We start from the raw sequence: 21,746 nt of genomic DNA, 5'->3' as shown, positions 1-21,746 counted from the left end.
TTAGACCTGGACCTGGCCGGCGAGCTGCTGGATCTTGATCACCACGAACTCCGCCGGCTTCAGCGGCGCGAAGCGGACGACGATGTTCACGACGCCCCGATCGATGTCATTCTGCGTCGTGGTCTCGCTGTCGCATTTGACCTCGTACGCCTCGCGCGCGGTCTTTCCCTGAAACGCCCCCTGGCGGAAGAGCGAGTGCATGAACGCCCCGACGTTGAGGCGGATCGAGGACCACAGGGGCTCGTCGTTCGGCTCGAAGACGACCCACTGGGTGCCGCGGTACAGGCTCTCTTCGATGAAGAGGGTGAGCCGCCGCACCGGGAGGTACTTCCACTCGGAGGCCAGGCGATCGGAGCCCTCGCGGGTGCGCGAGCCCCACACCACCCGCCCGGCGCCGGGCATCGCGCGGAGGCAATTGACGCCGAGGGGGTTCAGCTGACCGATGTCGTCGTCGGTGAGCTTCACGGAGAGATCCGGCGCGCCGACGAGGGTGGCGGCGAGGCCCGCGGGGGCCTTCCAGACGCCGCGCTCGCCGTCGGTGCGCGCGATGACGCCCGCGACCGCGCCGCAGGGGGCGAAGTCCTCGAGCTGGTTTTCCCGCAGGGGATCCGGGGCGCGCAGCCTGGGGAAGAAGATCGCCGCGTTGCGGCTCACGCTGCCGATGGGCGCCGTGTCGATCGTGGTGGCCGGCGCGTCCGGGGTCTTCCACGCGAGCGGCGGGTCGATGATGAGCACCGCGCGGCGCTTCTGGCAGTACGCGATCGCGTCCTCGACGAGCGCGCTCTCGATGTCGGTCTCGCGATCGTGCGGCGGGATGCAGAGCATGTTGAAGAGATCGGCCTTCTCCAGCGCGTAGAGCCCCGTCCGATCGCTCGCGGTCGTGCCCCCGGTGAGGATCGCCTGCGTGAGCGCGGCCCCGTCCGATCCGGCGCTCCCGCCGACGTCGATTCCGACGCTCGTGGTATTGCCCGAGTTCCTCCCCCAGAGCGGGTTTTGCGACGTGGGCTTGGCGTGCGCGGCGGGCCGCGTGGCCGCGCCGGTCGCCGGGGTGAACGACGACGGCGTGCACGCGAGCTGGGACTCGGCCGCGAGCACGCGATCGACGCGCCGCCGGTGCGATTCCATGAGCGATACGTTCCGGAAGACCTCGATCTCCGAGACCGCCTCGACCTTGCCGTTCGCGTCGTGTCGAACGAGCGCGAGCGTGAGATTGAAGAGCGACGCGTCGCCGGGCGCCACGTCGTAATCGACCCGCGCGCGCAGCGCGTCGCCCCACGCGCCGGGGCTCGCCGCCTCCAGCGTGAGCGACGAGTCGATTACGATACGGGACGCGCCGGTCGTCGTGCCCGTGCCGGTGCCGGTGCCTGTTCCGGTGCCCGTGCCGGTGCCCGTTCCGGTGCCGGTGCCGGTGCCTGTTCCAGTGCCCGTGCCGGTGCCTGTTCCGGTGCCCGTGCCGGTGCCTGTTCCAGTGCCCGTGCCGGTACCTGTTCCGGTACCCGTTCCGGTGCCCGTTCCGGTACCCGTTCCGGTGCCCGTGCCTGTTCCGGTGCCCGTGCCCGCGCCGTCGTTATAGGCACGCACGATGAGCGCTTGTCCGCCGCCGTTGCGGAAGAAATCGCGCACGGCATAGCTCATGGTGCTGTCGGCCCATAGCCCGCCGAATTTGCGCTCGAAATCGCCGAAATTGTTGATTAAAACAGGGACATCGGTCGGCCCCTTCCGAGCGCGCCCGACGAACGCGGTGATGGACGTCGCCACCCCCATGATCGTGCGAACGCCGCTCGGAATCTCCTCGATGTACACACCGGGATATGTGAGCGCACTGGGCATGGCGACCCCTCCTCATTTTCGGCGCAATCCAAGCACGGGACGAACACGCTCGCTCGCGCGGCAGCCCCCCGCCGATCGCCCGATTCATTCAAGGAAAACGTCTACTGTCGTTGCGTCCGGCTCGGACCACGACGTAATGACCTGTACGAGATTGCATTGCCTTGTGTCAAAATATTTTTCCGCGCCCATCTCGATTAACGTTCAACTTCATGAATCTACTTCGTTTATTCTCGTTCATCCCGGCCGGCGAGCTGGCCGCGCGGGCGTCCGGCGCGGGCACGCCCTTCGGAGGCGGCTAGCGCTCAGGCTTCTCCACCGGCTCTGGGCGGCTGCTCCACGCCCGAGGGCGCGTTGTCTCGGCGACCGCGTGGCGTTGCTCTATTGCGAGCGCGGCTGCCCCCGTCGGTGCCGGGGGCGAGACCCGGGTCGGAGGGCGGGCGGGCGCGAAGCGTCAGTCGGCAGGGAAGGGCTTCATCGGCGCGCCCTCGGCCTCCAGGCGGCGCCACAGGCGCAGCTGGTCCACGCCGGCGTCGTCCCTCGATACGACGTCTCGGGCGAGCTCGGCCGGCCTCCGCCGGCGCGACGAACGCCCTCCCCGGGGGGGCCGGGCGGCCCGGCAAGACCTCCTGCGCGACCGGGGACGCGCGAGGCGACGCCGAATCAGGACGCCCCCGGCCTCGTGATGGGCAGCCCCGGCGTCAGCTTCGCCGGGTTGAACAGGCCCGCGCGCTTGTGGTGGTTCGCGTGCATGTAGATGCCGTGCCAGAGGAGGTTGCCGAGCCAGTAATACCCGTGGTTCAGGTTCACCGGCTTGAAGTCGCCGCCCGGCGAGGACGCGTTGTGCGTCGACCAGTTGAAGTGCACGAGGTGCAGAAAACCCACGATCGACGCGGGCACGAAGAGGAAGAAGAACGCGACCGGGCCGAGGAACACGTACCAGCACGCGATGAGCAGCAGATTCGTCGCGTAGCTCACGTACGCGCGGACCCGCTCGTAACGGCGGCTCTCGGGCGTATCGCCGTAAAGATCGAAGTAGATCTGCTGGAGCTGGCGCTCCACGTTCACCACCGTCTGCACCAGGAACGCCCAGTAGCTGGCCACGACCGGGTGCGGATCCCTGTCGACGTCGTCCGAGTAACGATGGTGGCGCTGGTGGATCACCTCCCAGGAGGCGAACCGCGTGAGCACCACGAGCCCGCAAAGCTCGCCGACGAGCCGGTTGATCGGCCGCGGAAAGTTGTTGTGGGTCGCGTTGTGGATGAACACGCTGCAAAGGATCTGCGCGTGGCAGACCAGCGGCAGGAGCAGCCAGAGGCGGCTGTCCCATCGCTCGATGAGCGGCTCGTGCCCGCCGAGGAGCATGCACGCGAGGAGGGCCACGCACGCGAGCGCGTAGAACCCGTCGTAATAAAGATAGAAATATCGGTTTCGTCGGAGCTGCGTGAACGGCAGCGACGTCAACGTGGAAACGATCACCGACATGTGCTTGAGCCTCCCCCGCGCCCGAGGCGGCGCTGCCCTGGCGCGGAGATGGCCCCACGCCGAGGGCCGCTCCGCCTCGCCGCGAACGCCGTTGTCGAGACATCTGGATTACACCGGTTCCTTACTTCCGTCCATAGATTGTCCGCGCTCCCGCCGCGCCGAGCTGGATTTCGGCGCGCCGCTGGGGCCCACGCGCAGATCGGCCTGCGAACGTGAGTTCGCAGCGCGGCGCGACTCCCAGGAGCGGCGGCGCGGGCGACGCGACCGTGCGAGGCGCCTCCGCGCGGCTCGCTCAACGTTGTTGGATCTGGGCAACAGTGATAGTGACGGTGGGGTGACAGCCGAAGTCGCCACACGAGCTCCAGCGTCCGGCGGCGAGGAGCGCCCCGGCGCGGCCGGGGCAATGGGGAGGGACGCGTCGCCCGCTCCGGGGGAGCGGGCGGGGCAGCAGGGCGCGGACGCGCGCGGCCAGCCCCGGCGCTCGCGGCGCGCGCCGTGGCTCGTGAAGCACCCGGCCGAGTGGCGCCAGATCGGGATCGTCGCCGCCTACCTCGGCCTGCTCGCGGCGATGTTCTGCGCGCCCGCGTGCCGCAACGTCGTCGTGTTCGCGGCGGCGTGCTGCCTGAGCTTCCTGAACGCCGTGGTCATCCACAACCACCTGCACCAGGGCATCTTCCAGAGCCGCCGGCTCAACATGCTCTTCCGCTGCGTGCTCAGCTTCGGCGCGCTCTACCCGGCGTCGGCGAACGTCCCCTCTCACAACCTGGTCCACCACCATTTCGACGACGAGGGCGAGCCCGACTGGGCGGCGCCGGAGCACGTCTCGTTTCGCTGGAACCTCCTCAATCTGATCCATTTCCCCAACGTCGCTGGGCCGAACACCTTCGCCGGCGTCGCGCGCTGGAACGCGCTGGTCGGCCGGCCCGAGCACGTCCGGCAATACCGGCTCGAGACGGTCTTCGCCTTCGGGCTCACCGGGGCGCTCCTCCTCGTCGATTTCTGGACGGCGCTCTTCTTCGTCGTGCTCCCGCAGCTCTACGGCGCGCGCTGCATCCTCCGGATCAACCTCATCCAGCACGACGGGTGCGACGTCCGGAGCGAGTGGAACCACTCGCGCAACTTCGTCGGACGCGCCTTCAACTGGATCATGTGCAACAACGGTTATCACACGATCCACCACAACCGCGCCGGGCTGCACTGGTCGGTGCTCGCCGAGGCGCACCAGCGCGAGGTCGCCCCGCGCATCGATCCTGGGCTGAACGAGCCGAGCATGCTCGGCTACCTGCTCCGGACCTACGTGCTCCGCTTCGATCGGCCCGCCCCGCGCGACGTCGCCCAGGCGGAGCGGTCCGCTCCGCCGATCGCGCTCTCGCCCCGCGAGCTCCGCCGCGCGGAGGCCGAGGCCGCCAGCGTGTAAGGCGCGCCGAGCGATGCTGACGCGCGAGCTCATGGGCGCCCTCGCCCTGGCCATCCTCTGGGTCAACACGCTGCTCATCGCCGCCGCCGCGCTCAAGCAGCTCGCGGCCGTCGCGGCGACGCTCCGGCGGCTCGGCGCGCGCCCTGATCAACGCGGCGCCGCGCTGATCGAGGCGCGCGTCCTCCGCGGCGACGGGCGCGGCGGCGCGCTCGCCGGCCACCGGATCGAGCAGGTGGGCCGCGCGGGCGCCGGCGGCTCGGCGCGCGAGGAGATCGTCTTCGCCGACAGCGGCCGCGGCGGCGAGATCTACGGCGGCGCCGTCGTCGCGGGCGGGCGGGAGATCGCGATCGCGCCCGCCGTGGAGGGCGAGGTCTGGGTGTCGCGGGCCGAGATCCGCGCGGCGTCCGCGTGCCCCTCCGAGGCGCGCTTCGACGAGGCCTACCAGCATGCGCGCAAGCCGCGCGGCTTCTCCCGGACCGTGGAGGCCCGGATCGGCCCGGGCGCGCCGGTGTGGCTGCTCGGCGACGTGGAGCGCGCCGTGGACGGCGCGGGCGGCGCGGATCGCATGCGCCCCGCGCTCGTGTCCAGCGTGGACCCGCGCGCCCTTTGCCGGCGGAAGCTCGCGCTGCTCTCGCTCGGCGTGGCCGGCGTCCTCGGCGGCCTCGTGGGCTGCACCGCGCTCGCGCTGTCGCGGCCGCGCTTCGGGCCGCTGAGCACCGCGGGCGGCGCGCTCTGCCTCGCCTTCTTCCTGCTCGTCCAGCCGCTCGGGACGGCCCTGCGCGACGCCGCGCGCCTCCCGAGCGCCGCGCCCGCGCGCGGCCGCTGGGTCCGCAGGCGCGCGGGCGGCGCGTCGCCGCGCGCCGCCTCCAGCTAGGCGCGAGGCGCCGATCGAACGAGCGCGCGAGCGTCGCCTCGCCCTCGCTCCCGCTCGCTCTAGCCGGGCGACAGGAGCCGATCGAACGCGTCCTCGGGGAGCTCGTCGAGCCGCTCGACCGAGAGATCCGCGTCGAGCGCCGCGTGCCGTGGGCCCACGCCGATCACCTTCATGCCGCCGCGCTTGCCGGCGAGGGCGCCGGCGGGCGCGTCCTCGACCACGACGCACCGGCCCGGCGGGACGCCCACGGCCTCGGCCGCGCGGAGGAACACCGCGGGGTGCGGCTTGCCGTGCGACACCTCCTCGCCGCTGACGACGGCGTCGAACGCGCCCGCGAGCCCGGTCGCCGCGAGGATCGCGTCGAGGTTCTCGCGCGGCGCGGAGGACGCGATCGCCATCCGGAAGCCGCGCCGGGGGAGCGCGCTCAGCCACGCGCGCACGCCGGGCAGCGGCTCGATCCCCGACGCGGCCACCCGCTCCCGGTAGCGCCGCTCCTTCGCGCCGGCGATCCGGGCGATCTCGGCTTCCGGGATCCCCGGATCGATCATTCGGCGGAGCAGATCGTCGTTGCGCATCCCGAACACCGCATCATGGTCGCTGCGGTCGTAAGTGCGCCCCTCGGCCGCGAGCGCGTCTCGCCAGGCGGTGAAATGGAGCTCGCTGGAGTCGATCAGCGTCCCGTCCAGATCCCAGAGAACGGCCTTCGGCTGCGAGAGCGACATGGAAAGACACTAGCACCCGCCGCACCGCGGAATCTCCACGGCGCCGGCGCGCACGCCCGTTCGCTGCTCGCAGGGTTCCCCGCCGGCGACCGGTCGCTGCGTCACGGATTTCTGCTATCGCTCCCCCGCGATCCTCGGGCCGCCTCCCGACGTCGGCCGGGCCCGGCCGCCTCGCCGAGCGCGCTCCGCTGTTCCGCGGGGAAGCTGTTCCCTAGGTAGGGCGTAGCTCACTCCGGCGCGCTCGCGCGCTCACCGTTTTCAAGCCCCCCGGATCCCCTGACCTCCTCATGCCCTCTCCGCAGATGCCACCCGCGACGCCTCGCTCGCCAACCTCGCCATCCCACGCCTCCTCCCCCCACGCCGCGCCGCCCTCCTCGAAGGGCGGCGGGCTCGCCGCGCGCCTCGCCGAGCTCCAGGTGAACCGGCCGGCGCTGCCGCTGCTCGCGACCGGGCTCCTCACCGTCATCGCCCTCTTCCTGGCGACGCGGCTCACGGTGCTGACCGGCTTCGAGTCGCTCCTGCCGGCGTCCCGGCCCAGCGTGCAGGAGCTCGACCGGGTCGCGGCCAAGACCGCCGGCGTGTCGACGCTCTTCGTCGTGCTGCAGGGCGGCGAGGGCACGCCCACGGTCGCGCTCCAGAAGGCCGCGGACGCGCTCGTGCCCGAGCTCGAGCGGCTCGGGCCGCCGTGGGTCGGCAGCGTCGAGGACGGCGTGCACGAGGCGTTCCGCTACCTCTCGCCGCGCGCCGGGCTCTACGTCGATCGCGACCGGCTCACGAAGCTGCGGGACGACATCGAGGCGCGCTACGCCTACGAGGTCAACAAGGCGACCGGCGCGCTGCTCGACGAGGACGAGCCGCCGCCCGAGGTGAGCGCCCGCTCGATCGAGCAGAGCCTCGGCCTGAACGGGATCGACGCCGGGCGCTACCCCGACGGCTATTACCAGTCGAAGGACGGCAAGACCGTCGTCGTCGCCATCCGCTCGAAGGTGCTGGGGAGCGATTTCGCCGCCGGCAGCGAGGCGATCCGCCGCGTGCGCGAGGTCGTCGATCGCGTGCGCCCCGCCTCGTTCGACCCCGGGATCACCTACGGCCTCGCCGGCGATCTGCAGACCGGCATCGCCGAGTACGCGGCGATCAACGAGGACCTGACCGACGTCGGCGTCGCGGGCGCCGTCCTCATCGCGGCGGTCGTGTTCCTCTATTACCTGCGCGTGCGCATGCTCGTCGCCATGCTGATCACGATCGGCACCGGCGTCGCCTGGACGTTCGGGGTCACGCAGCTCGCGATCGGCCACCTCAACATGGCGACCGGGTTCCTCTTCTCGATCGTCGCCGGCAACGGCATCAACTTCGGCATCATCTACATGGCGCGCTACCTGGAGGCGCGCCGCGGCGGCGCGAGCCTGCTCGAGGGCGTGCGCGTCGCCCACCGCGAGACCTGGCTGCCCACGCTCACGGCCGGCTGCGCCGCCGCGGCCGCTTACGGCTCGCTGCTCGTCACCGAGTTCCGCGGCTTCCACGACTTCGGGCTGATCGGCAGCGCCGGCATGGTGCTCTGCTGGGTCGCCACGTTCCTCGCGCTGCCGAGCGTCCTCGCCGTGATGGAGCGGCTCAGCCCCCTCGATCGGGAGTCGCCGGGCCTGCTCGGCAGGCTCCGGCGGCGCACCCAGGGCGGCATCGCGTTCGGCGAGCCGTTCGCGCGGCTCGCGGCGCGGAGCCCTGTCGCGCTGACGGTCGCCGGCCTCGCCCTGGCCGCGGTCGGCCTCGTCGCGACGGTCGCGTACGTGCGCGCCGATCCGATGGAGTACGACCTCCGGAACCTCCGCAACGACGAGAGAGCGCGCGCCGAGGAGATCCGGCTGGGCGCGCTCGCGGAGGAGATCACGGGCTACGTGGGCACCGACGGCATGGCGATCCTCGTGGATCGGCCCGAGCAGGTCGAGCCGCTCCGCGCGGCGCTCTACGCGCGGCGCGACGCGGCGCCCGAGGGCGAGAAGCCGTTCAAGGAGATCTACGCCCTCCAGGATCTGGTCCCGAAGGATCAGACGGCGAAGATCCCGTTGCTCCTCGAGATCAAGGAGCGCGTGCTCCGGGCGAAGAAGCGCGGCCTCATCGGCGACGAGGACTGGAGCCGGATCCAGGCCGTCATTCCGCCGGACGATCTCGCGCCGTTCGGGATCGAGGACCTGCCGGCCGGGGTGGCGCGGGCCTTCACGGAGACGGACGGGACGCGCGGGCGCATCGTGTACATCAGCCCGATCACGCCCGAGAGCGTGCACGACGCGCACTACCTCTTCCGCTGGGCGGACGCGTACCGCGAGACGCGGCTGCCGGACGGCAGCGTCGTGCGCGGCTCGGGGCGCGCGGTCATCTACGCGGACATGTGGGCGGCGGTCATCGACGACGTGCCGCCGGCGGTGCTCTTCTCGCTGGCCGCGACGGTCCTCGTCGTGCTCGTCGCCTTCCGCGGCGGCCGCCCGGCGTTCGCGGTGCTCGGCGCGCTGCTCGTCGGCGTCCTGTGGATGGCGGGGCTGCTCGTGCTCTTGGGCGTGAAGCTCAACTTCCTGAACTTCATCGCCCTGCCGCTGACGTTCGGCATCGGCGTCGACTACGCCGTGAACATCGTGCAGCGGTATGTGCGCGAGGGCGCCGGCGGCGCGCTGACCGCCGTGCGCGAGACGGGCGGCGCGGTGATCCTCTGCAGCCTCACGACGACGCTGGGCTACCTCGCCCTGGTGCGCTCGCAGAACCACGCCGTGCGGAGCCTCGGCGTGTCCGCCGTCATCGGCGAGCTCGCCTGCCTCTTCGCCGCCGTCCTCGTGCTGCCCGCCGCGCTCCTCTGGCGCGACCGGCGGCGCCCGAAGGGCGAGGAGAGCTTCCTCGCCGTCGGCCGCCCGACGACCTGAGCGCGGCCACGGCGGCCCTGCCCGATCGCTCGCGACACGCTGAGTTCGCCCCCGCCGGCGGGCACGATCTGTAGTCGCCCCCTGCGCCAGCCCCTGCGGGAGCACTCAATCCGTTACAGCCCCCCTGCGCCGGGCCCTGCGGGAGCGCTCGATCCTTTACGGGCCCCCTGGCGCCAGATCCTGCGGGAGCACTCGATCGTTGCGCCCCCCTGGCGCCGACCCCTGCGGGAGCACTCGATCCGTTACGACCCCCCTGGCGCCGGCCCCTGCGGGAGCACTCGATCCGTTACGACCCCCCTGGCGCAAGCCCCTCCCGACGGTTGCGATCCGTTACAACCCCCCCGGCGCCAGCCCTCCTAACGGTTGCGATCCGTTACGCCCCCCCCGGCGCCAGCCCCTCCTAACGGTTGCGATCCGTTACGCCCCCCCCGGCGCCACCCCCCGTCAACGGATCCGCTCCGACGTTAGCCCCCGCGGCCACCCCTCGCCGGACCGTGCGTGCTCGACATGGGCCCGCGCGCTCCACCGGGGCCGCTGCCTATCACCCGGAGCGGCGCCGCTGCGCGAAGTACTCCTTGATGGCGACGAGCTCCTTCGCGGTGAGGGCGGCGATCGACGGGGCGACCTTCTCCGGCTCGTGGCCCGGCGCAACGCCGAATTCCCGGGACCACTCGAGGAACGTCTTGCCCGGCTCGCTCGTGACGGGGCGGAGCCGATACGTCGCGATGTACCCCTCCGCGCCCAGGACCTGCCCGAGCAGCCGGTACGTGACGGAGCGCTCGGTCTCGGATCGCGCGACCACCTCCTCCAGGGCCCTCTCTCCCGACGGATGGAGCGTGAACTCGAAGCGCGACGGGATCTTCTCCGCCGACCCGCCGTCGATGTACCGGTAGTCCTTGACGGCGTCGCCGAAGACGATCGGCAGGAGCTTGACCACGTCGCGGAGCTCTCGCCATGCGTCCTCGACGGGCGCGTCCACCACCGCCGAATCGTAGACGTGATACCGGGCTGCGAGCATCGATGTTCCTCCCCGCGGCGTCGCACGAGCGCGACTTCCTTCCGCGCAGCGGACGATGCTACCAGATCGCCCCGCGCCGCCGTGAACGCACCCCTCACGGCGTCTCGCGCAGATCCGCGCAGCAGCGCACGCCGGTCGAGTAGTCGAAGTACGTGAAATCGTGCGACGCGACGCGCGCCATGCACCCCTCCCGGGTCGCGCGCGCATAGAACCCGCCGACGAAGGTCCCCTCGGGATCGTCGATCCACTCGTCCAGGTTCCCCACCATGTCGGCGATCGCGTCGCCCTCCCACGCGCTCGCGCACGTCGCGGTCTCGCCCGTACGCCGCAGAAGAGGCGCCCCGGCGACGCGCACCAGGTTGAGCCGCGGATCGCTGTGCCCGAGGCTCACGTCGCGGTGGAGCACGCCGGCCGGGTGCGCCTCGCGGAAGACGTTGCACTTCCCGTCCGCGTACGTCGGCCCGTACGGGAACTGCTCGTCGCGCTCGCCGCGGCACGCCGTCCGCCACTCGTCGAGCGTGCAGAGCCGCTTGCCCGCGTTCCGGCACGCGAGCTCCGCCTGCGCGCCGGTCGTGTAGCCCTGCGGGAGCACGCCCCGGCGCGACACGGCGCGCGGCTCGAACTCGCGCTGCTTCTGCCACCCGGGCAGCAGCGGCAGCTCCATGCTCCGCGCCTCCGCGTCGCCGAGCTGGAGCCGCATCTTCGACCACGCGCGCTCCACCGACGCGGCCGCCTGCCGCGACGGCGGGTAAAACGCCGATATCTCGAGCCCCGTCTCCCGGTCGAGCAGCACCGCCTCGTAGCGATCCACGCAGAACCGGCGCGCCACCCGCACCATCTCCGGCGGGCAGCGCGGCTCCGCGACCGGCGCCGGCGCCCTCGGGCCGGGCGGCGCCCCCACGAGCGGCGGCGCCGCCTCCACGGCGCCGGCCCCCGCGTCCACCGCGCCAGCCCCGCCGTCCACGGCGCCGGCCCCCGCGTCCGCCGCGCCGCCGTCTCGCTCCGAGCGGCAGCCGGCGAGCGCCGCGCACGCGAGCGCCGCGGCCGCGAGCGACGCGCGCCCGCGCGCCGCGGCCGCGAGGCGGCGACGGACGGCGCGAGGCCGCGCGGAGCGCTCAGCGGATCGCGCCGGCATAGGGATCCATGGACGCGGGCGCCCGGCAGAAGAAGCGGCGGAGCACGAGGTAATGGTGCACCGGCAAGAGCAGCGTCTGCTCCCGCATCGAGAGCCCCATCCGGCTGATCTCGGCGCCCGGGAACGGCGTCTTCGGGTAGCAGCGGACGATCCCGGAGAGCGCCTCGTACTCGTCGAGCAGCCCGAGCACGTGCCCCACCTCGTGCGCGAGCACCGGCAGCGACCAGCCGGCCCGCATCGCGCTGAAGTACGGCGTCCGCCCGCAGGTCGGCGAGAGCGGCACCGCGAGGTCCACCCGGAGCGCCCTCCCGCGCGCGTCGTCCCCGAGCACGAAGTCGAAGTCGTACCGCACCGGCAGCCCGAACGCGCGCGCGTCGCGGTTCCAGTACCCCTCGACCTCGGTCGACCAGCGCGAAAGCAGCGCGCGGATCGCGGCCGGCGTCGCCCGGGCCGAGAACTCGCCGGAGCCAGGGCAGGCGTCCGTCGAGCCGGAGCGCGCGTACGGCGTCCCGCGGCACGCGATCGCGCCCCCGAGCGCGCCGGCCAGCCCGCAGTCGGGCAGCTCGAGCCAGGCGCCAGCGCCCGCCGGCGGATCGACCGCGATGCGGACCTCGACCTCCCAGGCGCCGCCGCGCCGCCGCACGAGGTAGCTCATCGGGCCGAAGAAGAGGCCATAGTGCGGCATCATCCCGGCGATCCGCCGCTCCCCCTCCGGCGCCTCCCCGTGGAAGACGTCCCGCGGCGCCGGCAGGCACAGGTAAGCGTCCTTCGCGATCGTGTCGGCCAGGATGTCCCGGAACGTGGCCTCGCGCCCTTCGAGGACGGCCCCGCTCATGGCCTCGAGCTCCGCGGCCGCCGCCGCGATCGAGACCTCGCGCCCGGCCGCATCGGCCCCTTCGCCCGCAGCCCCGCTGCAGCCCGCCGCGCTGAGCGCGACCGCCGCGAGCGTCGCGAGCGTCGCGACCACCGCGCGCACCGCGAGCACCGGCCGGGCCGCGCCGCCGTGCACGCTTTGTCTTGCGCGAGCGCTCCGAAGCAAGCTACGTCGTACGTGGAACGCCGCGCGCTGGCCGGCCGTCCGAGCCGCAGAGGACACGCCGCCGGACGCGGTGCGCGCAAGGGGGGCTCGCGTGGGCCTGGAGGTCAACGCCGCTCACTTACGGGGAGTTGAAGGAAGAATCAACGCGTCCGAGGTGAAACCGCGCAGCCGGTCGGCCGTAAGGACGCGTAGCGAAGGGCTCGGCGCGGTCGAGGAGACCGGCGAGGCCCGAGGAGCCCACACGCGCGGGCCGCCATGCGGGCGAGGCGCGCGATGGGCTCGGTGCTCTCGATGAATGACGAAGGTGGAGGCTCCGATGGCGATGGACATGGGCAAGTCGTTGGCGTTCACGGCGGTGTCGGGCATGGTGGCGGGCCTCGCGGGCTGTGCCTCGTCGCCGCCGCCCGAACCCGAGACCGGGGCCTCCCCGGCCGAGCCGGCGGCCGCCGAGGCGACCCCGGCCGGCGCCAAGGAGTGCTGCGCCGGCAAGAACGAGTGCAAGGGCAAGGGCGGCTGCAAGAGCGACACCCACGGGTGCGCGGGCCAGAACGAGTGCAAGGGCCAGGGCGGCTGCAAGCCGGCCGACTGCGGCGGCCACTGAGCCGCTGAGCCGCGCGGCGCCCGGACCGCGACCCCGCGGGCCGGGCGCCTTCGCGACGTGGTGACCCATGGCGAACCTCGAGCGCGCGAACCTCGAGCGCATGCGGCTGGGGCTCCCCGACCTCGGCGTCGGCGTCGGGCTGCGCATCCCGCACTACCGCCACATCTTCGAGCACCGGCCGCGGGTCGACTGGTTCGAGATCATCAGCGAGAACTTCATGGTCGACGGCGGCATGCCGATCGCCAACCTCGAGCGCGCCCTCGCGAGCTACCGCCTCGTCCAGCACGGCGTCTCGCTGTCGATCGGCAGCACCGATCCGCTCGACTTCGACCACCTGCGCCGGCTGAAGGCGCTCCTCCGCAAGGTGGGCTCGCCGTGGGTGAGCGATCACCTCTGCTGGAGCGGCGCGCACGGCGTCCACCTGCACGACCTGCTCCCCCTGCCCTACACGGACGAGGCCGTGCGGCACGTCGCGGCGCGGGCACGTGTGGTGCAGGACTTCCTCGAGGTGCGGCTCGCCCTCGAGAACGTGTCGAGCTACCTGACCTTCACCTCGAGCCGGATGAGCGAGTGGGCGTTCCTCTCGGCGGTCGTCGAGGAGGCCGACTGCGGCATCCTGCTCGACGTCAACAACGTCTACGTCTCCTCGCACAACCACGGCTTCGATCCGGGCGCCTACATCGACGGCGTGCCGCACCACCGGGTCGTGCAGATCCACCTCGCCGGCCACACGGACCAGGGCAAGTACATCCTCGACACCCACAGCGATCACGTGGCCGACCCCGTGTGGGCGCTGTACCGGCGCGTGCTGGGCCACACGGGCGACGTCTCGACGCTGATCGAGTGGGACGACGATCTGCCGGCGTTCGAGGTCCTCGCGGCCGAGGCCGAGAAGGCGCGCGCGATCCGGGAGGAGGTGGCGCGTGCGCGCGCCGCGTGACGCCGCGCCCCCGCCCGGGCTCGCCGCGATGATGGGCGAGCTCGCCCGCCTGTTCACGGCCGGCGCGCCGCTCCCCGACGACCCGGAGCTCGCCGCGCGGTGCCGCGCGCACGTCGCCGGGAGCTGTCGCCTCACGCCCGCCGAGCAGGCCGACATCTACCGGCGGCAGTTCTGGCTGCGCCACCAGGGCGCCCTGCGCGAGGACTTCCCCGCGCTCGCGCACGTCCTCGGCGACGACGGCTTCGACGCGCTCTGCCGGGCGTACCTCGCGGCGCACCCGCCCGCGAGCTTCACCCTGCGCGATCTCGGGCGGCGCGTCGCCGACTTCGCGGCCGCGCACGAGGGCTTCCCCCCTGCCCTGCGGGATCTCGCGCGCGACGTGGCGCGCTACGAGCAGGCGCTCGTCGATCGGTTCGACGGCGCGTCGCCGCCGCCGCTCGATCCGGCGAAGGTGACGGGCATGCCGGAGGACGGCTGGTCCACGGCCCGGATCGTCCTCCATCCGCTGCTCGCGCTGATGCAGCTCCGCTACCCGGCGCACGCCCTCCGAAGCGAGCTCCGGCAGGGCAGGTCGCCGGCGCTGCCCGCGCCGCGCCCGGTCCGGCTCGCCGTCTTCCGCAGCGACGCCGATCTCACGATGCGCTGCGAGGAGCTCGAGCCCCCGGCGTTCGCGCTCCTCGAGGCGCTCGGGCGGGGTGTGCCGCTCGTGGCGGCGTGCGAGGAGGTGGCCGCGGGCGTCGACGAGGCCGCGGGCGCTCGCGAGGCGGCGAGCGCGGCGCTCGGCGCGCGGGTCGGCGCCTGGTTCCAGCAGTGGACGAGCTGGGGGCTGATCGTCGACGTCGCGCCGGGCTCCGGCGCCGAACGCGGCTAAGATGGCGCGGTGACCACCATCGTCCAGCGCACGCTCGAGGTCCGCACGAGCGGCCGCGGTTTCATCGACATCACGCGCGAGGTCGCGCGCGTCGTCGCCAGCGCCGGCGTCGACGTCGGGCTCTGCGCCGTGTTCCTCCAGCACACCTCGGCGAGCCTCGTCATCCAGGAGAACGCCGATCCGGCCGTCCTCCGCGATCTGGAGCGCTGGATGTCGCGCCTCGCGCCGGAGGGCCGCGACTACGAGCACGACGACGAGGGCCCCGACGACATGCCCGGTCACCTCCGCAGCGCCGTCACCCGATCGAGCGAGGTGATCCCGATCTCCGGCGGCCGCCTCGCGCTCGGGACATGGCAAGCCCTGTATGTCTGGGAGCACCGTAGTTCTCCGCACGTGCGCCGCGTGGTGGTGACGGTAACGGGCACCACAGCTGCGGGTTGAGTGGTATACTCGAAGCGTTCGCACGCCGGATGACGGATGAGCACGGCGCCCCCGCGGAGGGCCGCTCGTCCGCCGCGCCCGGCAGGGCCTGATCGCGCGAGCGCGCACGCGACCCCTCACCCAGCGGAACCAGAGCGATGAGCCTTCATACGACGTTCATGGGAATCTTCGACACGGCCCGGATCTGCGTTCCGACCGTGGTGGACGCGATGATGGGCCGCGTGACGCTCGAGCGTTGCGATGAGCGGCTGGACTGGTGGGCGCGCAAGGTCCTCGAGGACGCCGACGTGGATCTCGTGGTGCGCGGGCGCGAGCATGCGGCGGGGATGCGGCCGTTCGTGGTGATGTCGAATCACCAGAGCCTCTTCGACATCCCGGTAGTGTTCCGGGCGATCCCGGGGCGGCTCCGGATGATCGCGAAGAAGGAGCTGTTCAACGTCCCCGTCTTCGGCCAGGCGATGAAGGCGGCCGGGTTCATCCGGATCAACCGGAGCGACCACGTCCAGGCGAGCGCGAGCCTGCAGGTCGGCGCCTCGATGCTCCAGGACGGCACGCGGGTCTGGATCGCCCCGGAGGGCACGCGGAGCCGGACCGGCGCGCTCCTGCCGTTCAAGAGCGGCGGGTTCAGGATGGCGATCGAGACGAACACGCCGATCCTCCCGGTCGCGATCGACGGGACGCGGCACGTGCTGAGGGCGAAGGATTTCGTGGTGCAGCAGCACCACCGGGTGGTGGTCACGATCATGCCGCCGATCGATCCGGCGCCCTACGGCGCGGGCGGGCGCAACCGGCTCATGCGGGACGTGCGCGCGGCGATCGCGGGTGCGCTCGGGCATGATCCGGGGCTGGTCCACCGCGGGGTCGGGGTGGCGACGTCGTCGCCGGCGTAGGGGGTTGCGGCGGGCTTCGCGCTCGGGCGGCCCATGGTGCCGTCTTCCGTCTCCCCTCTCCCGTCCTCGTCTGGCATCCCCGTGCGCGTGCGCGTGCGCGAGATCGTGCCCGGAGCAATTCAGAGCCGCTCGACGTGCCGAGCGGCGGCCGGCTCTCCCTGCTGGAGCGCGCTCTCCGGCGGCTGCGCCCGCGATCGGTGCTCCTCCGGCGGGGACGGCCGGAGCGCCCAGGGGCTGCGCTTCGTCGCCTCGCCGTCCTCGCCCTCGCCCGGCGGCAGGTGCTCCGCCATGAGCCAGGCCCAGAAGGCGTCGGCCCAGCGCGCGCCGCCCACCTCGTTCGGGTGGATCTTGTCCTTCTTGCGCGGGAGGGGGCCGGGGACCAGCGCGTCGGAGTCGAAGAAGCGGCACGGCGCCGAGTTGGTCCGGATCACGTCGATGATCCCGGTGTCCTTCCGCCAGAGCGGCGGGGAGACCCACACGCACGGGCGGCCGCCGATCGCCTTGACGATGCGCCGGACCGCGCCGGCGTGGGCCGGGGGATTGACGTTCTCGACCTCGTTGGCGCCGAGGCTGATGATCACGAGGTCCGGCTGGTAGTTGGCGACCAGGAGCTCCATCCTGGAGGCCCACGTCACCGTGTACGAGCTGGTCTCCGCCTTCACCGCGTAGCGGACGCGGTGCGCCTCCATCCGCGGACGGAGCGCCTGCGCAAAGCCCGCGAGCGCGAACGAGTCGCCGATGTGCAGGACCGCCGTGTTGGGCGGAACCGAGAACTCCGGCGGCGCGGCCGGCGGCGGCGCGACGGCGGCCGCGGACGCCGCGGACGGCGCGGCGGCCTCCGGAGGGCGGGCCGGGGCCGGCGCGACCCCGGACGGCGGCGCGTCCGGAGGCGCCGGAGCGGGCGGCCCCGGCGGCGGCGCGGCGCCGCACGCCATGCCCGCCGCGGCAACCCCGGCGAACGCCCATTTCCTGACCCGGATCCCGCTGCCCATGCTCGCTCCCAACGCCGCGTCGAGCGCGCGGCCGGAGGCGCCGGAGGGGCACGCGGCCGCGCGAAAAGGTCGCGCGGCGCACTCTAGGGCAGGCCGCGTCCGCACGGCAATCATTGAGCAGACGGCCCGCAGGCCTTATTACATGCGCATGAGCTTCCGTCTGTTTGGAGTCTCGGTCGACGTCCAGCTCGGGTTCTGGCTCTCCGCCGCGCTGCTCGGGTTCGGGATCTTGGCCAGGGAACAGTACCAGCAGTTCCTCGTGTGGGTCCTCGTGGTCTTCCTGTCGGTCCTCATGCACGAGTTCGGTCACGCGTTCGCCATCAAGCGGCACCGGATCGAGCCGGAGATCACGCTGCACTTCATGGGGGGGACCACGACATGGCGGTCGCTCCTGCCGCTCGGTCGGCTCCAGCACGTGATCATCAGCCTGGCCGGCCCCTTCGCCGGGTTCTTCGTCGCCGGCGTCCTGCACCTCCTGCTCCTCTATGTTCCGGCGCTCTACGCCCTCCCGATCATGGTGCTGAGCGGGATGGAGATGCTCATCACGGTCAACGTGTGGTGGGGCATCCTCAACCTGATCCCCGTGCTCCCGTTCGACGGCGGCCACGTCCTCGAGCACGCGCTCGGCCCGCGGCGGGGCCGGCTGACGGCGGGGATCTCGGGCGTCGCCGCCGTCCTGCTCGCCATCTTCTTCCTCCGCGCGGGGTTCTTCTTCTTCTCGCTGATCCTCGTCATGTCCGCCTTCCAGAGCCTGCAGCGGTTCCGCAGCGAGCCGGCGGCCTCGTCGCCGGCGATGAACCGCCGGCGCGCCGCGCTCCACGAGGAGCCGGTGCCGCCCGAGACGGCGGTCCTGCTCCAGCGGGCGCGCCGGGCCGTGGAGGACGAGCGGACGGACGAGGCGATGGCGCTGGCGAACGAGGTGCTCGCGCAGTCCCCGGCGCCGCCGAAGCGCGCGATCCGGGAGGCGCACGAGCTCATCGGCTGGTCGCACCTGCTCCTCGGCGACACGACGCGCGCGGGCGAGTCGCTCGCGCAGGCGCGCAAGCACGGCGAGCCGGATCCGGCGCTGGTCGGCGCGGTGCACCTCGCGCTCGGCGAGCTCCGGCAGGCGCGCAAGGTCCTGGAGGCCGCCCGCGAGGCCGGCGACGACCGGAAGGAGGTCGCTGGGCCGCTGATCCGCGTGCTCGTCGAGCAAGGCGAGGTGGCGCGGGCGGCCGCGGTCGCGCTCGACATCGTGGAGCAGCTCTCGGAGGACGACGCGCGGAGGATGGCGGAGATCGCGTTCGCGCACGGCGCGTTCGACTGGTCGGCGCGGCTCTACGAGGCGATCTTCCGCCGCGCGGGCCAGAGCGAGGACGCCTACGGCGCCGCGCGCGCGAGCGCCAAGGACGGAAACCTGGAGGGCGCGCTCGAGCTGCTCCGGCGCGCGGTCGAGGCCGGCTTCTCGGATCGGGCGCGGGCGTGGTCGGACACGGCGCTCGAGGCGCTCCGCGGCTCGGGGCTCGAGGCGGTGCTGCCGCGCCCGTGATCGCGGAAATCCTGACGGGATCGCCGGGGCGCTGAACTAGGCTCCGGCGCGTGCGCATCCAGGTGCCTTTCCTCCAGGTGGGATCCGTCGAGGTCCCGCCGCCCGCCTACAAGTCCGAGGGAGCCGTCGGGCTCGATCTCTGCGCCGCCGTCGACGCGCCGGTGACGCTCGCGCCCGGGGAGCGGAAGCTCCTGCCCACGGGCTACGCCGTCGCCCTCCCCGACGGCTACGAGGGGCAGGTGCGCCCGCGCTCGGGGCTCGCCCTCCACCACGGGATCACCGTGCTCAACTCCCCCGGGACGATCGACCCGGATTACCGCGGGGAGATCAAGGTCGTCCTGATCAACCTCGGCGCGAAGCCGTTCACCGTGAGCCGGGGCGATCGGATCGCGCAGCTCGTGATCTGCCCGGTCGCCCTCGCCGACGTGGTCCTGGTCTCCGCGCTCGCGCCCACCGCGCGCGGCGCGGGCGGCTACGGCTCGACGGGCGTACGCCGCGAGCCCTAGCGCCGCGCGCCGGCTCACCGCGACCTGAGCTCCTCGACCAGGAAGCTCCACACCGCGGACACGCGGGGGACGTCGCGCAGGGCGCGGTGCCCGACGAGCCAGAGGTGGTCGGTCGGCCACTCGGCCGCGCTCGCCTCGAGCGCGCCCGCGAACCCGAGCGGCGTGAGCGCGTGCACGCGCAGGTACGGCTCCGGGACCAGCGCGGCGCCGAGGCCGAGCTCGGCCGCGGTGATCTGCGACCGGAAAAAGCTCGTGCGCAGCGCGATCTCCGCGCCGGGGGCGTGGCGCGCGAGCCAGAGCGCCGGAGGGAAGCTGGCGAGGTCGCGATCCCAGGTGATCCACGGCAGGGCGTCCCACGCCTCGACGCGGCCGGCGTCCCGCGCGAGCTCCGCCGAGGCCGCGGCGACCCAGCGCCCCGACGCGAGCTTCGTCGCGACGAGGTCGGCGCCCTCCGGCCGGACCGAGCGCAGCGCGAGATCCGCCTCGCGCCGGGTGAGATCGAGCACGCGCACGGACGCGTCGAGCTCGATCCGGATCCCGGGGTGACGCGCGCGGAGGCGCACCAGCGTCGGCACGACGAACGAGTCGGCGAACCCGGGGGCGACGCTGAGGCGCACGACGCCCTCCGCGTCCGCCTCGGCGCCCGAGGCGTCGCGCGCGAGGCGCCGGTGCGCCGCCTCCATCGCCTCGGCCGCGGGCAGCACGAGCTCGGCGACGCGCGTCGGGACGAGGCCCTCGCGCGTCCGATCGAAGAGGCGCGCGCCGAGCGTCGCCTCGAGCGCCGTCAGGCGGCGGCTCACCGTCGAGGTGTCGAGGCCGAGCCGCACGCCCGCCTGGCCCAGGCTGCCGTGGCGGTGGAGGGCGAGGAAGATGCGGATGTCGTCCCATCGCGCGTCGCCGAGGTCCTGCGATCTCGCGGCCATGGAGCGCGCTAGCGATCCGACGCGAACAGCCGGAAGACCGCGATCCCGATCCCCAGGACCACGAGGCCCACCGCGAGGTGGAGGAGCCGGAGCGGGCCCACGCCGATGCGCTCGCCGTCGAAGAGCAGCGACGCGGCCCCGAGATCGAGGAGCGTGATGACGACGGCCGCGCCCGCGAGCCGCACGGGCAAGGCGAACATGGCCATGAGCTCGCCGGCGCTCAGGCTGGGGCGCGCGGGCGCGCGGGCCATCATCGGGGGCGGCATCCGCGACGGCGCGTACGACGGCCGCGCGAAGGGCGGGGGCGCCGGGGGAGACCAGTCGAGCGCGAGCGGCACGACCGGCTCGGTGGGCAGGCTGTGCGCCGGGAGGCGGCCGCCGCGCTCCGGCAGATCGAGCTCCCGCGTGGCCTCGTCCGCGAACGACGCCGGCGACGTGAGCCCGGCGCCCGGGCGATCCCGCGCGCGCGTGGATAGCGCGGCCGCGGGCGACGCCGAGGGGCGGCGGGCGCCGGGCGGCGCGGGGCCGCGGCCGGGCAGCGCGATCGGCGGCGCGCTCTGCGGGAGCCCGAGCGCCTGCTCGACCTCGTCCCAGAACGCGCCGAGGTCCCGGAAGCGATCGCGCGGATCCACGGCCAGCGCGCGCCGGAAGGCGCCCTCGAGCGCGTCGGGCACGAGGACGCCCTCGCTCCTCGGGGTGGGGCGGCGCTTCTCGTCGAGCACCGTGCCCATCATGGCGACGTGATCCCCGGCGATGATCTCGCGGCCGGCGAGCGCCTCGACCGCGGTGACCGCGAGGCCCCAGATGTCGGTCCACGGGCCCGTCTTGCCGAAGCGCTTCGGCGCCCACTGCTCGGGCGCGCCGTACGCGGGCGTGAACGCCGTCGAGAGGCCGCCCGACGTGGTCGCGGTCTGGCCGGCCATGACGGTCGCGGCGTCGCGGGCGCGGGCGATCCCGAAGTCGAGGATCTTCACGACCTCGGCGCCGTGGGTCTGGGCGAGGAAGATGTTGGCCGGCTTGAGATCGCGGTGCACCACGCACGTGGGGCCGCTCGGCCCGGGGAAGCGGTGCGCCACCTCGAGCGCCCGCGCCACCGGGGTGAGCAGCCGGATCACCTCGATCGGCGAGAGCGGCGGCCGCCGCTCTGCAGCGCGGGCGGCGATGTGGCTCGCGAGCGTGCTGCCCTCGAGCCACTCCAGCGCGATGAACGGGACGAAGACGCCGCCCGCGGTCGAGATCACGTCGTGGTGCAGCGGCCGGACCACCGCGGGGATCGCGGCCGAGAGGCGGAACAGGAGCTCCGCCTCCTCGCGGAATTTGTCGAGGAACTGCGCGCGCAGCTCCTCGGGCAGCGTCCCGGGGACCTTGAGGCACTTCAGCGCGACCGGCGCGCGGAACGCCTCATGGTACGCGCGGTACACGACGCCGAACCCCCCTTCGGCGACGACCCGCTCCACCTTGAACGCCCCCTGGGTCGTGCCGACGATCCCGAAGACGTCATCGGCCATCCGCCGGAGCGTACACGAGCTCGGCGCGGCCTCGAAAGGCCCGGGAGCATCGACCTCGCGGCGCCTGCCTCGCCTGCCCTGGCTGCGCTGCCTGCCTGCCCGCCTGTCTGCCTACCCGCGCGC

At 73.2% G+C, this 21,746-nt stretch carries 19 protein-coding genes; 10 read left to right on the top strand and 9 right to left on the bottom strand.

Annotated features, from left to right (window positions below; all coding sequences use genetic code 11):
• Both WMF33_RS20695 and WMF33_RS20690 read right to left on the bottom strand, forming a co-directional pair.
• On the bottom strand, positions 1–1,830 hold the full coding sequence (locus tag WMF33_RS20695; protein ID WP_437338757.1) for a phage tail sheath family protein: 1,830 nt from the start codon (positions 1,828–1,830) through the stop codon (positions 1–3).
• Between the two features lie 660 nt (positions 1,831–2,490).
• The gene (locus tag WMF33_RS20690; protein WP_437338756.1) at positions 2,491–3,312 is read right to left on the bottom strand and encodes a fatty acid desaturase family protein; all 822 of its coding nucleotides are present in this window, start codon (positions 3,310–3,312) and stop codon (positions 2,491–2,493) included.
• Between the two features lie 334 nt (positions 3,313–3,646).
• Here WMF33_RS20690 and WMF33_RS20685 point away from each other — a divergent pair, with 334 nt between their 5' ends.
• Together WMF33_RS20685 and WMF33_RS20680 are read left to right on the top strand one after the other, a co-directional pair.
• Positions 3,647–4,729 carry a fatty acid desaturase family protein gene (locus WMF33_RS20685; RefSeq protein WP_437338755.1) on the top strand — a complete coding sequence of 361 codons (1,083 nt, stop codon included), beginning with the start codon at positions 3,647–3,649 and terminating at the stop codon, positions 4,727–4,729.
• A 13-nt stretch (positions 4,730–4,742) separates the two neighbouring features.
• Positions 4,743–5,603: a hypothetical protein gene (locus tag WMF33_RS20680; RefSeq protein WP_437338754.1), complete on the top strand. Its 861-nt coding sequence runs from the start codon at positions 4,743–4,745 to the stop codon at positions 5,601–5,603.
• Positions 5,604–5,662: 59 nt separating this feature from the next.
• Here WMF33_RS20680 and WMF33_RS20675 read toward each other — a convergent pair whose 3' ends face one another.
• Positions 5,663–6,325, bottom strand: a complete 663-nt coding sequence (locus tag WMF33_RS20675) for an HAD family hydrolase (protein ID WP_437338753.1) — start codon at positions 6,323–6,325, stop codon at positions 5,663–5,665.
• Between the two features lie 302 nt (positions 6,326–6,627).
• Here WMF33_RS20675 and WMF33_RS20670 point away from each other — a divergent pair, with 302 nt between their 5' ends.
• Complete coding sequence (locus tag WMF33_RS20670) at positions 6,628–9,231, top strand: efflux RND transporter permease subunit (RefSeq protein WP_437338752.1); 2,604 nt, start codon at positions 6,628–6,630, stop codon at positions 9,229–9,231.
• A gap of 541 nt (positions 9,232–9,772) precedes the next feature.
• Here WMF33_RS20670 and WMF33_RS20665 read toward each other — a convergent pair.
• The 3 genes from WMF33_RS20665 to WMF33_RS20655 all read right to left on the bottom strand — a co-directional run bounded on the left by WMF33_RS20665 (position 9,773) and on the right by WMF33_RS20655 (position 12,393).
• Complete coding sequence (locus WMF33_RS20665; protein WP_061624192.1) at positions 9,773–10,249, bottom strand: SRPBCC family protein; 477 nt, start codon at positions 10,247–10,249, stop codon at positions 9,773–9,775.
• A 94-nt stretch (positions 10,250–10,343) separates the two neighbouring features.
• Positions 10,344–11,384 carry a hypothetical protein gene (locus WMF33_RS20660; RefSeq protein WP_437338751.1) on the bottom strand — a complete coding sequence of 347 codons (1,041 nt, stop codon included), beginning with the start codon at positions 11,382–11,384 and terminating at the stop codon, positions 10,344–10,346.
• On the bottom strand, positions 11,365–12,393 hold the full coding sequence (locus WMF33_RS20655; RefSeq protein ID WP_437338750.1) for a hypothetical protein: 1,029 nt from the start codon (positions 12,391–12,393) through the stop codon (positions 11,365–11,367). Before WMF33_RS20655 ends, WMF33_RS20660 begins: the two co-directional genes overlap by 20 nt.
• Before the next feature lie 346 nt (positions 12,394–12,739).
• Here WMF33_RS20655 and WMF33_RS20650 point away from each other — a divergent pair, with 346 nt between their 5' ends.
• The 5 genes from WMF33_RS20650 to WMF33_RS20630 all read left to right on the top strand — a co-directional run bounded on the left by WMF33_RS20650 (position 12,740) and on the right by WMF33_RS20630 (position 16,166).
• The gene (locus WMF33_RS20650) at positions 12,740–13,024 is read left to right on the top strand and encodes a hypothetical protein (RefSeq protein WP_437338749.1); all 285 of its coding nucleotides are present in this window, start codon (positions 12,740–12,742) and stop codon (positions 13,022–13,024) included.
• Between the two features lie 67 nt (positions 13,025–13,091).
• On the top strand, positions 13,092–13,964 hold the full coding sequence (gene bufB, locus WMF33_RS20645) for an MNIO family bufferin maturase (protein WP_437338748.1): 873 nt from the start codon (positions 13,092–13,094) through the stop codon (positions 13,962–13,964).
• Complete coding sequence (locus WMF33_RS20640; RefSeq protein ID WP_437338747.1) at positions 13,948–14,835, top strand: HvfC/BufC family peptide modification chaperone; 888 nt, start codon at positions 13,948–13,950, stop codon at positions 14,833–14,835. The genes bufB and WMF33_RS20640 overlap by 17 nt, the downstream gene beginning before the upstream one ends.
• Before the next feature lie 9 nt (positions 14,836–14,844).
• Positions 14,845–15,276, top strand: a complete 432-nt coding sequence (locus tag WMF33_RS20635) for a secondary thiamine-phosphate synthase enzyme YjbQ (protein WP_437338746.1) — start codon at positions 14,845–14,847, stop codon at positions 15,274–15,276.
• 137 nt (positions 15,277–15,413) lie between these two features.
• Positions 15,414–16,166: a lysophospholipid acyltransferase family protein gene (locus WMF33_RS20630; RefSeq protein ID WP_437338745.1), complete on the top strand. Its 753-nt coding sequence runs from the start codon at positions 15,414–15,416 to the stop codon at positions 16,164–16,166.
• A 119-nt stretch (positions 16,167–16,285) separates the two neighbouring features.
• Here WMF33_RS20630 and WMF33_RS20625 read toward each other — a convergent pair whose 3' ends face one another.
• The gene (locus WMF33_RS20625) at positions 16,286–17,158 is read right to left on the bottom strand and encodes an SGNH/GDSL hydrolase family protein (RefSeq protein ID WP_437338744.1); all 873 of its coding nucleotides are present in this window, start codon (positions 17,156–17,158) and stop codon (positions 16,286–16,288) included.
• A gap of 148 nt (positions 17,159–17,306) precedes the next feature.
• Between WMF33_RS20625 and WMF33_RS20620 the strand changes: the two genes are divergently transcribed.
• Together WMF33_RS20620 and dut are read left to right on the top strand one after the other, a co-directional pair.
• A complete protein-coding gene (locus WMF33_RS20620; protein WP_437338743.1) occupies positions 17,307–18,686 on the top strand; it encodes a site-2 protease family protein in 1,380 nt (459 codons plus the stop codon).
• Between the two features lie 50 nt (positions 18,687–18,736).
• Positions 18,737–19,192 carry a dUTP diphosphatase gene (gene dut / locus WMF33_RS20615; protein ID WP_437338742.1) on the top strand — a complete coding sequence of 152 codons (456 nt, stop codon included), beginning with the start codon at positions 18,737–18,739 and terminating at the stop codon, positions 19,190–19,192.
• A 14-nt stretch (positions 19,193–19,206) separates the two neighbouring features.
• Here the strand turns inward: dut and WMF33_RS20610 are convergent, their stop codons facing one another.
• Entirely contained in the window at positions 19,207–20,115 is a 909-nt protein-coding gene (locus tag WMF33_RS20610) for a LysR family transcriptional regulator (RefSeq protein ID WP_437338741.1), read from the bottom strand.
• Positions 20,116–20,123: 8 nt separating this feature from the next.
• Positions 20,124–21,623: a serine/threonine-protein kinase gene (locus WMF33_RS20605; RefSeq protein WP_437338740.1), complete on the bottom strand. Its 1,500-nt coding sequence runs from the start codon at positions 21,621–21,623 to the stop codon at positions 20,124–20,126.
• Positions 21,624–21,746: the final 123 nt, after the last annotated feature.

The sequence above is a fragment of the Sorangium sp. So ce394 genome (assembly GCF_051474665.1).
In the GTDB taxonomy this organism is placed as follows: Bacteria; Myxococcota_A; Polyangia; order Polyangiales; family Polyangiaceae; genus Sorangium; species Sorangium cellulosum_D.
This window is presented reverse-complemented; position numbering and strand designations above follow the sequence as displayed.

Excerpts from the sequence above, each read along its gene's own strand:
- WMF33_RS20695 (WP_437338757.1), bottom strand. The coding sequence starts at position 1,830 with ATGCCCAGTGCGCTCACATATCCCGGTGTGTACATCGAGGAGATTCCG.
- WMF33_RS20690 (WP_437338756.1), bottom strand. The coding sequence starts at position 3,312 with ATGTCGGTGATCGTTTCCACGTTGACGTCGCTGCCGTTCACGCAGCTC.
- WMF33_RS20680 (WP_437338754.1), top strand. The coding sequence starts at position 4,743 with ATGCTGACGCGCGAGCTCATGGGCGCCCTCGCCCTGGCCATCCTCTGG.
- WMF33_RS20675 (WP_437338753.1), bottom strand. The coding sequence starts at position 6,325 with ATGTCGCTCTCGCAGCCGAAGGCCGTTCTCTGGGATCTGGACGGGACG.
- WMF33_RS20670 (WP_437338752.1), top strand. The coding sequence starts at position 6,628 with ATGCCACCCGCGACGCCTCGCTCGCCAACCTCGCCATCCCACGCCTCC.
- WMF33_RS20665 (WP_061624192.1), bottom strand. The coding sequence starts at position 10,249 with ATGCTCGCAGCCCGGTATCACGTCTACGATTCGGCGGTGGTGGACGCG.
- WMF33_RS20660 (WP_437338751.1), bottom strand. The coding sequence starts at position 11,384 with ATGCCGGCGCGATCCGCTGAGCGCTCCGCGCGGCCTCGCGCCGTCCGT.
- WMF33_RS20650 (WP_437338749.1), top strand. The coding sequence starts at position 12,740 with ATGGCGATGGACATGGGCAAGTCGTTGGCGTTCACGGCGGTGTCGGGC.
- bufB (WP_437338748.1), top strand. The coding sequence starts at position 13,092 with ATGGCGAACCTCGAGCGCGCGAACCTCGAGCGCATGCGGCTGGGGCTC.
- WMF33_RS20630 (WP_437338745.1), top strand. The coding sequence starts at position 15,414 with ATGAGCCTTCATACGACGTTCATGGGAATCTTCGACACGGCCCGGATC.
- WMF33_RS20625 (WP_437338744.1), bottom strand. The coding sequence starts at position 17,158 with ATGGGCAGCGGGATCCGGGTCAGGAAATGGGCGTTCGCCGGGGTTGCC.
- WMF33_RS20620 (WP_437338743.1), top strand. The coding sequence starts at position 17,307 with ATGAGCTTCCGTCTGTTTGGAGTCTCGGTCGACGTCCAGCTCGGGTTC.
- WMF33_RS20610 (WP_437338741.1), bottom strand. The coding sequence starts at position 20,115 with ATGGCCGCGAGATCGCAGGACCTCGGCGACGCGCGATGGGACGACATC.
- WMF33_RS20605 (WP_437338740.1), bottom strand. The coding sequence starts at position 21,623 with ATGGCCGATGACGTCTTCGGGATCGTCGGCACGACCCAGGGGGCGTTC.